The organism is Paenibacillus sp. 01T431 (assembly GCF_056398625.1).
Genome location: NZ_JBFTPT010000003.1, coordinates 218,051 through 229,277, shown reverse-complemented (window position 1 = coordinate 229,277; position 11,227 = coordinate 218,051). Strand labels below are relative to the sequence as shown.

Here is an 11,227-nt window from a genome sequence, read left to right as displayed (position 1 = left end):
GGAGCTGGATTGATTATTTCATTTCCTTCGTATTAACATAAGCCAAATGTTCCCTACCCCAGCCGCACATGCTGTCCAGCACCGAGGTCAGTGTTCTCCCGTGTTCAGAAATGCTGTACTCCACCTTCGGAGGCACTTCTTGATAGATAACACGGGTAATGAGCTCATCCTCTTCGAGCTCTCGAAGCTGCTTCGCCAGCGTGCCTTGCGAGACTTCAGGAATAAGCCGTCTTAGTTCACCAAATCGTTTGGTCCCGTCAATTAATAAAATAAACAATATAAGCGGCTTCCATTTCCCGCCAATCATATGAAGGGTGGTAAGTACACCTTTTAGCCTCGGTTCCTTCAAATCCGTAATCATCGTATCACCTCCACTATCATCATATCGCATGTTATTTGCATGTGCACGTTTGTTCCAGTCATTATATTTTTTTATGATTAGTACGATTTTTCGTACTAAGTACGAACAAAGTGCGTACTTGGCAGTCTTGTTTTTGTCATGAATAATAAACATTAGAAGTGATTTGACTGCAAAAGGAGAATATGATCATGTCTAATTTTTCATTAAAAAATAAACGGATCGTCATTATCGGAGGAAGCTCAGGAATTGGCTTAGCGACTGCAAAACAAGCAATAGAGCAAGGGGCTCAAGTTGTCATTGCCGGCCGGTCCAAAGAAAGGTTGGATGCTGCACGGCAGTACTTAGGTCATGAGCATGTTGAAGCCTATGCATTAGATAACAAGAATGAACTGGCGCTTCAGTCTTTTTTCGAGCAGATCGGTCATTTCGACCATTTATTTACACCGGGTGCCTCCTACGTTCGAGGTCCAATTACATCAAGTGCTGAGGTTGCACACAGCTGCTTTAATTCAAAATTTTGGCCGCAGTACAATGCGGTGAAATACGCTGCTCCATTTATTAACTCGAATGGCTCAATCGTGCTCATGTCCGGTGCTTTTGGCCAACGGCCGCTTGAGGGCGGCGCTTCCTATGCTGCCTGCAACGGGGCTATCGAAAGTCTTGGCAAAGCGCTGGCGGTTGAACTTGCTCCCATACGTGTCAACGTTATATCTCCCGGCACCATCCATACGAATTTCAACTGGGAAGGTGCAGAACAGGAAGTCAGAGACCAGTCTTATGATGCCTATGCAAAAATCAATCTGTTAGGCAAAATCGGTCAAGCAGACGATGCAGCCCATACTACGATTTATTTAATGACTAATGCGTATACAACTGGAAGCACCCTTTTCCCTGATGGCGGATATATTTTGCGTTAAGCAGGTATTTTGTAGAGCTCGGATAACACCAAAAGATTCCTTAGCAATGGCAAGGAATCTTTTGGTTCTGAAATCTATTCGTATGACTTTGGGCGAACCACTGATGTGGATGTGTATTCCTCTTTCAAACATAGTTTTGCAATATAGAATAGTTGTCCCATATGTTCAGAATAATGGGCAGCACATTGATGCAGCATATCCAAGTTCGTTCTTTCCCGGTTCCTCACTGTTTGGGTTTGTCCCAACGCTTCATCCGAAATCGTCTGAATCGTATCGATGACCAGCTGCAGCCTATCCTGAATGATCGTTTGCAAGGCTGCCTTCTTTACATATTCAGCTTTGAACTCATCGTCACGGCTTCTCTTAATATCTACACGTAAAATACCTTTTACGATTCTCTCTTCAATATTGCCATCTATGTGATTGATCAACATCGATATGCTGTGACTTGATGGATCAGGCTGCCAATTCAACTGGTCATCATCAAGCTGTTCGATCGCCTTCAGCATTCTTTTTCTGATTTCTTCAAATTTATTGGTTAACCACTCTCGATTAAAACTATCGTTCATAAGAGTCCCTCCTTGTGTATTGGAAGTCTTTTCATTTACATATTTATGTAAATTTTAACGAGATAGATATAGGATAACAATAACATAGATTACCTTTTTTTGTGGTTATTGATAGGGTTGATCATCGTGTAGATTGAAAAAAAGACTGATCAGGAGAATTTCTTCATCCTGATCAGTCTTTTCACAATAACTACTCGCATCGGTCACAGAAAAACTTGACCGATCCCCCATGCTAGCACGCCTGCGAATAACGACGACAGAAGGTTCACTCTGTCGTTGTTCAGCCAGGCGAAGCCGCGCACTTGCTCCGCCGCACTGCCGCAATGCGCGGCGCGCTCGATCTCGCTGCCGCATACCCGGCAGCGATACATGGCCTGGCCGGTTGCGCCGAGCAAAGAGTCGGCGAACGCCCCGGCCAGGCCAGCGGCGGCTGCGGCGGCGATATATACCGCCGCCGAGCCGCCAAGCGTACCCGCAGCAGCCTCTGCTGGCTGCGGGGCCGCAAGCAGCAGCGCGGCAACGGCGCCGATGAACACGGCGCCTGCGAGCGCTGCTGCGCTGCCGAGCGGCGTGACACCGCCGCTCGTTCCAGGCGTGACCGGCTTGCCGCTCGTCACCGATCGCGGCGCCGTCTTACTTAAGGCCCCGATCTCCGTGGCCCATGTATCCGCGTTTACAGCAGCCATCACGCCTATGTAAGCGAACAGCCACCCCTCATCAGGCCAGATTGCATGAGCGGCGCATAATAGGAGTCCTACGCCGCCATTTGCCCATACTTGCCCTGCATCACGGCGGCCAGTCTTCGCATATTTGGCTTCGGCAGCTTCCTTCGCTCTATGTTTTCTCTTCCACTTCGACCATACACTTGATGAAACAAAAAAACCGATCAATAACCCAAACCAGACCGGTTCACCTAGTGTTACGAAGCCGGTTCCCATTATGATCGCCGAGCACGCGCCTGAAGCGGACAATGATTTCACATGATAGGCTGCTGCTGCAATAAAGCAACTGCCCACTAAGCCGATAATCAGACGCAACCACCATTCATCTATCCATCCTACCATCTAGCGAGCAACCTCCTGCTTATACACAACCCATACATGCTTGCTATCTTATTCCTTGCACTCTATTTATTATTTTTAATCATTTTTTTCTATTTACTACTTCTAATTCCATGCTTTCAGCCCGCAGCTCATGCCAGCGTTCCGGGTAATTTGTACATATTAATAATTCCGGATCAAGTGCAGCAATTTTACGGATCGCACGTTTCTCATTGATCGTCCAGGCCATAATTTGAATGCCTGCATTTTTCAATAGTTCGACTCGTTCCTTGTTTAGCTTGGAATAGCTGATCGACAAAAAATCTGCTCCAAGCTCTTTTAGCTCTTTAGGCAGCGAATTCCGCCAGCCGTCAATAATAATACCGGTACGAATTTGGCTGCATAGGCGCTTCATTCGGTATAATGTACCTTCATGAAAGGACGTGATGACTACTTCACTTTCCGCTTGATATGCCTGTATACATTCAAGCACCTTCTGCTCGATCAACGGATAACGGATGCCGTCCGTCTTCAGCTCGATGTTAAGCTTGCAGTGTCCGACTGATTCTTTAAGCACCTGAGCAAGGGTCGGAATATGCTCGCCTTGATACTTTTGTGAAAACCAATTGCCCGCATCCAGTGCTGCAAGCTCGTCAGCCGTCTTTTTTTTCACATCGCCTTTTCCATCTGTCGTTCTGCGCAGCGTGTAATCATGAATAACCATCGGTACATGATCCTTTGAAAGATGAACATCAATTTCAATCCATTCAATTAGTGGATCAGCGAGCGCCAACCGTATAGCTGCCATCGTATTTTCCGGCGCGCGGCTAGACCAGCCTCGGTGCGCTACGCACGGATTTTTCATTAAACGATCATCCTCTCACTCGGCTCATTGTTCAGGTGCAATGCGTCCATCCTCATTCAGCTTTACGCCAAAGGAGACCGATGTTAGCCGATCGAGTAACGCTTTTGCTTTTTCTCCCTCTAATGGAGTAGGCTGCGCATTAACTGTAAACATCGGATGAAACGTCATCTCACAATCCCCGTTTTTAGTGCATAAAGCGTCAAGAACACCGGTCTCGCCCGCTGTCTCCTTGGGATATGAGCTAAAAATAAAGTTTCCTAAACTGTATGCAATCCATTTGCCTTTATACATTTCGAAGCCTTGCAGCACATGCGGGTGGCTTCCGATCACCAGATCTGCTCCCGCATCGATATATTGTTTGCCAAAATCCTTTTGATACGGCTCGGGCTGATCCACTCGTTCCTTGCCCCAGTGCACCATCACGACAACGATATCTGCTTCTTTCTTTGCTTTCGCAATCGCTTCCGTCGCACGCCGAGTATCATAGGTTTCAGCTAATCCTGCTGTATTTTTATCCGCTTTCCATGAAGAAAACGGAACCACTTTACTCAGTCCGATGTAAGCTACCTTAATGCCCCGAACCTCTTTGATAACAGGAGTAAAAGCCTCGGTATCATTATTGCCCGCCCCCATATGCGATAGGCCTGCTTCATCCAAATATTTCATCGTGTCGAGCATACCCTCAACGCCTTGGTCAAGCGCATGGTTATTGGCTAAGCTCAAAACATCAAAGCCTGCATTGCGTATCGATGGAAGAACATCAGGCGAACCTTTAAACACATAAGGCGTTCCTGTTACCGGAGTACCACGCTTCGTTACTGGAAATTCCAAATTGCCAGCCGTCAGATCCGGCTCGCTTAAGTACAGCATGGCAGGTTGATAGAGATACTCATAGCCTTCACGGGCAGTGATGGCGCTCACATAATCAGCAACGAGTAAATCCCCTACAAAGGAAAGGCTGACTCTCTCTTCCTCGCTGCCGGCTCCGTTAGGATCCGTTATAGCAGAAGTATCTTCCTCTTCATTCGGTAGATTGGATTCTGTGTCATTTCCAGACAAATCGACGTCTTCTGTTAAATCCAGCTCGTTTTCTGACCCTTTATCACCTGTGTTAACCGTTTGATTTTGTCCTTTATTCCAATCACCTGCGAAGCTTAACAAACCTTTTAGCTTATCTGAATTTTCAGCCGCAAGCCAGGCACCTAATACGATTATAATGATGCCTAGCAGCGACAAATTAACGAAAATGAGTCTTCGAAGCCTCTTTTTACGTTTAGACCTATCCTGCTGATGCGTTTCAGAACGTGATATGTGCATGGAAGATGGCTCCTCTTTAATAGAATCAAAGTCTATGAATAGCTAGACTCTTCCATTATAGCAATGATCCACCTTCGCGGGGAGAACTATTATTGCGAGCTTACTTTAATAGTTCTTGAGCAGCTTCCTTGCCCTGTCTTATGCAGTCCGGAAGACCTACTCCATCGAACGCTGCACCTGTAATCCAAACTCCTGGCAGCTCCTTTTCGAAGCGTTCTCGCAGCTGTTTCATATTCTCAACATGACCCACCGGATATTGCGGCATGGAGCGCGGCAACCTCGTAATTTCAACAAACAAAGGCTCTGCTTTTATGCCCATTGTTTCTTCAATATCTCGCCGCACAGCCTTAATAAGCTCAGCATCCGGAAGCCTAACGCTTTCTTCATCACCCGACCGTCCGACATAGCAGCGTAGCAGCACCTTGTCATTCGGACTCGAATGCAGCCATTTATTTGATGTCCATGTGCAAGCAGTAATTTGCAATCCTTCTGAGCGAGGCACTACAAATCCCGATCCGTCAAAATCGAGCCCAAACGTCGCTTTATCAAATGCCAGTACGACGTTCGCTACCGATACATAATTAATAGCGCGCAGCTCATTAACTTCTGTCAAAGGCGCAAGCAGCTCTGCCGCGTTATATGCAGGTGCCGTCATCACGATTTGATCCGCCCACAGCGTCTCGCCGCTATCAAGGACAACCTCATAACGAGCTCCCTCTGACGCATTCGAAACAGCTTGATCGCTGCTTAATGCTAGATCCGCACATCGTTTAATTTCCACAACCTTTGTACTGAGTCGTCGCTGCACTTTGCTCAAAGCTTTATCTAGTGCGTTAACTAGCGAAGACAAACCACCCTTGAACGTCAAAAAAGTTCCACCCTTTGCGACGGCTGGAAGCGCTCCTGCAGCAGCACTCACTTTACGGTTATGCTGCATGCCGCGAATCAGGCTGCCATGCTTGCGCTCTGACGCGGCAAACTGCGGAAACGTAGCTTGCAGACTTAGCTTTTTCAAATCACCTGCATAAATACCTGCAAGCAGCGGCTCCGCGATGCGCCGCATCACTTGATTGCCCACTCGCCGTTCCAAAAAACCGCCAAGCGACTCATCGCTTTGCTCCTTGCGAACAGGCAGCACCAAATCCATCAGCGCCCGCAGCTTGCCGCCCCATGACAATAAGCCTGTTTTCACGAACGGCCCAATTTCAGTCGGAACCCCAAGCACGAGTCCCGCTGGCATCGGAAACAGCTTTCTTTGATGCAAAATATATGTTTTTTTCGCTCCTGGATTCGTTGTCGTAAGCTCGTCCGCTATGCCAAGCTCCTCCGCCAAATCAATGATGGCAAGCTTGCGCGCCAAAAAAGAATCCGGCCCTTTCTCAATGACGAACCCGTCACGCTGCAGCGTATTAATTTTTCCGCCTAAGGCAGGAGCCCCATCTACGATGGTTATCTCCAGCTCCCTGCCTTGCCGCTCCGCTTCCCGCTGCAAATAAAAAGCGGAGCTCAGTCCGCTGATCCCTCCGCCAATAATGACAATTCGATCAGGTTTTCCGATTCTCCGCATCTCATTCATTCCTTCCCTTGGCTGTCCAAAGCCTCGATGACCGATTCTGCCAATGTTTCCATATATAAAGGATCACGATTCAGCATCGCAATTCTATCCAAAGTCATATTCAGCTCTTTCGCAGCAGCTTGGGCTTCAATATCAAGATCGTACAGCACTTCCAAATGATCTGATACGAAACCAACGGGTGCAACAAGTACCGCTTTTACGCCCTCTTCTGCGAGCACTGGCAATGTTTCCAAAATATCAGGGCCTAGCCAAGGATCTCTTGTCCGTCCTGCGCTTTGCCAAGTAAACTGCCAATCCTTCACATTAGCTGCCTTCGCAACCGCTGCAGAAGTTTCAAGCAGCTGCTGCTCATAAGGATCACCAAGCTCACGAATTTTTTCAGGCAAGCTATGCGCGCTAAAAAGCACCTTCACACGCTCTTCACCATCTGTAGCAGCATCCAAGCGTTCTAATCCAGCTACAACGCGATCCGTAAGCGCCTCAAGCAATTTTGGATGCATATGGTATTGCTTTACGAAAGTCATCGCGATACCTAGCTCTTTCGCCTTTTCTTCCGCACGCTTAATATAACTGCCCACGCTCATCGTTGAAAAATGTGGCGCAAGTACGATTCCTACCGCTTGTGTGATGCCGTCCTTCGCCATTTGCTCAACACCGTCTTCAATATACGGTTTTGCGTGCTTCAAGCCCTGGTAGCATGTGAATTTGTTAGGAGCCAGCTGCTCTAGTTTGTCCTGCAAGCCGGCAACCTGACCGTTCGTATTTTCACGCAGTGGGAAAACCCCGCCAACAATCGCTTCATAACGAACCTTAAGCTCAGCAAGCAGCTCAGGCGTTGGTGCATTGCCGCGGCGAATATGCGTGTAATACGTTTCAACATCATCCATCGATTCCGGCGTTCCGTAGGACATTACAAGTACGCCTATTTGTTTCGCTTTATGCTCAGACATGACTAGTCTCCTTATGGCTGCGTGCAGCGATTGCCTTTTTAGAATACGATTGTACGAATGCAGTTAACTGAGCCAGCTTCTCAAGTGATGCTTCAGGGAACAAACCATGACCAAGGTTGAAAATAAATCCTGGCTCCTCTATTCCGCTATCAATGATCTCTTTCGCATACGACTCAATCACGCTAATTGGCGCAGTCAGAATTGTAGGATCTAGATTGCCTTGCACGGCAAAGCCATGATCCAGTCTCCGACGGCCTTCTGCAATCGAAACCCGCCAGTCGAGACCGATGACATCTGTTTTGACATTTAATAGTTCCGGAAGCAGCTCTCCTGAGCTTACGCCTGGGAAGTAAATTTTCGGCTGCGGCAAGTCTGACAATTCTGCAAAAATACGTTCAATCGTCGGCAAGACGAATTTCCGGAAATCCGCTGGCGTCAAAGCGCCTACCCAGCTGTCGAACAATTGAAAGGCTTTACCGCCTGCCGCGATATGCGCGCGCAAATAAGTGATGACCATGTCGCCAAGCTTACGCATCAATTCATGCCATAGCTCCGGCTCGCTGTACATCATTTCTTTCGTACGCAAATAGTTTTTGGATGGTCTTCCTTCAATTAAATAGCTGGCAATGGTGAATGGCGCACCAGCGAACGTAATTAACGGCACTTCCAGCTCACGGTCTAGTATCCGAATCGTCTCGATGACATGGCCTAGATCGCCTTCCACATCAATCGGCTTCAAGCGCTCAACATCAGCAGCCGAACGAATCGGGTTCGCAATTACGGGCCCAATATTAGCTACGATATCAAAATCAATTCCGATAGATGCTACTGGATTCATAATATCAGAATACAAAATAGCTGCATCGACGCCCAGCTTACGAACCGGCATCATCGTTACTTCAGCCGCAAGCTCCGGCTGTTTGCATATTTCAAGCAAAGAATACTTCTCTTTTATTTTGCGATACTCAGGATCATATCGTCCCGCTTGTCGCATGTACCATACAGGTAATTGATCTACTTGTTCCTTCCGGCAAGCCCGTATGAAACGGTCGTTATAAGACATTCCCGTTCCCCATTTCTATGTATTTTCCTATGCTTCCATTATGCCCTTTTTCCGCAAACCTAACAACCGCCGACACTCCACTTCCTATGACAATAGTATGACAATCAGCAGCAGGTTGCATGAAGGATGTATGAAAAAAAGATGGCTTCATTAATAAGAGCTGTAGCACTCTAACTAATAAGCCATCTTGTACTTATGACATACCCTTGAATTAGGCTGATTGCTCCTGAGTTTTCTCCGTATCACTGACTTTACGGAAAACGTCTGCATATTGAGGAAATATGTACGTTTGAATGTTCATTCGCAAGGAAAGAATCGGTTTATCTTTCTTAATGAAAGGATGCGAATATAAATCTGGATAATCATTACTAACGATTTCTTTAGTTAATTCCGTCAAGTTCCATTTTTGTAATGTGAACAACCGTTCATGCTTCTGCATATTGTCGATATAGAGCAATAGACTAGGAAGATGACCAACGACAACCACTTCGAGGTTATTAGTAATGGTATTTAAATTTGGCACCGCAGTCTCAGAGGTTTGTGGAATATTTTCATCCTCATTCGATTGCTTTACATAAGCTAGCGGTGCCATAGAGAGCAACGCTAAATCTTGAAAAAAAATGAGGTTATCTGAGTCAGTTCTTCTTACAGGCACACGGTTCGTTAATTGTTCTATCTCTTTCTCTGATATTTTCTCATCGGAATATTCGTTTCTCACACTTTGCAGCGTCAGTTTTTTTTGTACTAACACTTGTTTAACTTGCTTCAAGTTCTCTAGCTCAGGTAATAGGTAAACATACAAAGATACTGCGTTCACCAATACCAATATAGCAATCCCAATGATAAAATAAATCTGAAATTTAGTAAGCGACGGCTTGGCAACTTTCAATTTGATCTCCATATTTATTGAGCTCCTTTTTCCTTATTAAGCTCAATGACTAAGGTTAGCTTATAAACTTCTTTTCTTTTCATTTCTATGACGGTTTCGCCATTTGTACCTGAAGTAACAGCTTCCGCAGACGTTTGCTCGTCCGCTTTCTTATAGAAAGAAGATAATACAACACCTTGAAGCTTATCATTATCCTCCAAGACCTTCATATATTGAATCACCTCAGATGCATTTACAAAATCGAGCTCCATACTAATTTTCAGATCATCACTAGCGGATATCGTCACTATTTTTGTTGTCAAAGGCAGATTTCCAATAATGGCCGCCAAATACGACTTCCATTCCGTTCGATTAAGCTCTAATTGGGCAATCATTTGCTCAGCTTGTTTATATGCGTCCACCTTAACCTTCAAATCGCCGTTATTACGGATTTTGTCGGCTTCCTGCTCCGATCGTAAGCTCTCCTGTTGAAATCTGCTAGCTTCCGCTTGCCAAGTCTTCGTATAGTACAGCTGCGCGCTTAACAAAATAAACATTAATAACAACATCAGCGGCAGCAGCTTTGGATTTTTGGAGTTTGATTTTTGCTTCATAGGCAGTAAATTTATTGATTTCATGTTTCCTTCCCCCTCAAAGCTAAACCAAGCGGCACGGCATACATTGGAATACTGAAGCTACTGTCTTTTCCTGCTTCAGATATTAGATCCAAATTCAGCAGCGTTACAGGCGGGGTTAGACTATCCTCCATTAAAGAAACAAGCTTATCTAGTTGTAAAATATCACCTGAGACTATTACTCGGCTGAATGTACGTTCACTCTTATTGATATTGTAGTAGTAAAAATTCATTAACCGCTCTAGCTCTGCTATTAAATCCTGTGCAGCATTCATGAAAAATTGCTCAGGGTTTGAGTAGTTATCTAGCCAAAGATTTTGCTCAATGTCGTGTTCTGTGACTAAGGATTTGAAGGATACCTCAACATTACGGGTAATTTTGAAATGTCCATCTTCTATAATAGTTATCTCACTGTTTAGTTCATTTACATTAACGATAATATTAATTCCTTCAACATCGATATGCCCCCATTCTACTAACCGCAGTAGGGAGAATGACTTGATCTCAATGCTGCAAGGAATTAATTTCAGTTGTTCAAAAATATCTACATAATCCTGCAATATGCTCGTTGATGCAGCCACCACCAACACCTCGCATAAATTCGCTTCTTCCGATGGTAGCACTGCCTGAGCGTTAACAGCCTTCGGCAGCTTAATGAAATCGTAATAAGGATCGTCAAATGCCATACTCAAGTTATTTTTCACTTCGAACTGTACAAGCTTCTTAAGCTCAACATTTACGATATCCGGCAGCTTGAGACTTCTTACCATCACTCTTTGACTAGGAATGGCGAAATGAACGTATCGACTTCCAAAGCGCCTGGAGTCCAACACTATTTTCAATACAGCTTGCAGCTTTTCCTTATCCATGACCTTTCCATCGTCAACAACACCCACTGGCAGCTCTCTTGAGGAATAGTTCATTAATTGAACAGCCTTCTTGCCCTTTTGTTGAATCTCACAAACCTTAACATAGCTGTCTGTGATTTCAATACCAAGGGTTTGATGACCATTAGTTAGTTTTCTAAGTATGGACTGATTCATTTCTCATCCCCCTTCCGGCAGTG

General features: G+C 45.6%; 12 protein-coding genes. 1 reads left to right on the top strand and 11 read right to left on the bottom strand.

Annotated elements, in window-relative coordinates; translation table 11 throughout:
- Nucleotides 1–13 precede the first annotated feature (13 nt).
- Nucleotides 14–361, bottom strand: coding sequence for a winged helix-turn-helix transcriptional regulator (locus AC1DM9_RS06110; RefSeq protein WP_430058049.1), 348 nt, complete (start codon nucleotides 359–361; stop codon nucleotides 14–16).
- A gap of 188 nt (nucleotides 362–549) precedes the next feature.
- On the opposite strand from AC1DM9_RS06110, the gene AC1DM9_RS06105 reads away from it, so the two are divergent.
- On the top strand, nucleotides 550–1,278 hold the full coding sequence (locus AC1DM9_RS06105) for an SDR family oxidoreductase (RefSeq protein ID WP_441881019.1): 729 nt from the start codon (nucleotides 550–552) through the stop codon (nucleotides 1,276–1,278).
- Nucleotides 1,279–1,352: 74 nt separating this feature from the next.
- Here AC1DM9_RS06105 and AC1DM9_RS06100 read toward each other — a convergent pair whose 3' ends face one another.
- The 10 genes from AC1DM9_RS06100 to pilM all read right to left on the bottom strand — a co-directional run bounded on the left by AC1DM9_RS06100 (nucleotide 1,353) and on the right by pilM (nucleotide 11,204).
- Nucleotides 1,353–1,847: a DinB family protein gene (locus AC1DM9_RS06100; RefSeq protein WP_441881018.1), complete on the bottom strand. Its 495-nt coding sequence runs from the start codon at nucleotides 1,845–1,847 to the stop codon at nucleotides 1,353–1,355.
- A 203-nt stretch (nucleotides 1,848–2,050) separates the two neighbouring features.
- On the bottom strand, nucleotides 2,051–2,911 hold the full coding sequence (locus AC1DM9_RS06095) for a DUF92 domain-containing protein (RefSeq protein WP_477579093.1): 861 nt from the start codon (nucleotides 2,909–2,911) through the stop codon (nucleotides 2,051–2,053).
- A 79-nt stretch (nucleotides 2,912–2,990) separates the two neighbouring features.
- Nucleotides 2,991–3,752, bottom strand: coding sequence for a glycerophosphodiester phosphodiesterase (locus tag AC1DM9_RS06090; RefSeq protein ID WP_441881016.1), 762 nt, complete (start codon nucleotides 3,750–3,752; stop codon nucleotides 2,991–2,993).
- Between the two features lie 24 nt (nucleotides 3,753–3,776).
- Nucleotides 3,777–5,069 (bottom strand): CapA family protein, encoded by a 1,293-nt coding sequence (locus AC1DM9_RS06085; protein ID WP_477579091.1) that lies wholly within the window; start codon nucleotides 5,067–5,069, stop codon nucleotides 3,777–3,779.
- Nucleotides 5,070–5,169: 100 nt separating this feature from the next.
- On the bottom strand, nucleotides 5,170–6,636 hold the full coding sequence (hemG, locus tag AC1DM9_RS06080; protein ID WP_441881014.1) for a protoporphyrinogen oxidase: 1,467 nt from the start codon (nucleotides 6,634–6,636) through the stop codon (nucleotides 5,170–5,172).
- A gap of 5 nt (nucleotides 6,637–6,641) precedes the next feature.
- Complete coding sequence (gene hemH, locus AC1DM9_RS06075; protein WP_477579089.1) at nucleotides 6,642–7,595, bottom strand: ferrochelatase; 954 nt, start codon at nucleotides 7,593–7,595, stop codon at nucleotides 6,642–6,644.
- The gene (gene hemE, locus AC1DM9_RS06070) at nucleotides 7,588–8,658 is read right to left on the bottom strand and encodes a uroporphyrinogen decarboxylase (RefSeq protein WP_441881012.1); all 1,071 of its coding nucleotides are present in this window, start codon (nucleotides 8,656–8,658) and stop codon (nucleotides 7,588–7,590) included. Before hemE ends, hemH begins: the two co-directional genes overlap by 8 nt.
- A gap of 211 nt (nucleotides 8,659–8,869) precedes the next feature.
- Nucleotides 8,870–9,559 carry a hypothetical protein gene (locus tag AC1DM9_RS06065; protein WP_477551464.1) on the bottom strand — a complete coding sequence of 230 codons (690 nt, stop codon included), beginning with the start codon at nucleotides 9,557–9,559 and terminating at the stop codon, nucleotides 8,870–8,872.
- A 2-nt stretch (nucleotides 9,560–9,561) separates the two neighbouring features.
- Nucleotides 9,562–10,164, bottom strand: coding sequence for a hypothetical protein (locus tag AC1DM9_RS06060; protein ID WP_477579087.1), 603 nt, complete (start codon nucleotides 10,162–10,164; stop codon nucleotides 9,562–9,564).
- Nucleotides 10,161–11,204: a type IV pilus biogenesis protein PilM gene (gene pilM / locus AC1DM9_RS06055; RefSeq protein ID WP_477579085.1), complete on the bottom strand. Its 1,044-nt coding sequence runs from the start codon at nucleotides 11,202–11,204 to the stop codon at nucleotides 10,161–10,163. The genes AC1DM9_RS06060 and pilM overlap by 4 nt, the downstream gene beginning before the upstream one ends.
- Nucleotides 11,205–11,227: the final 23 nt, after the last annotated feature.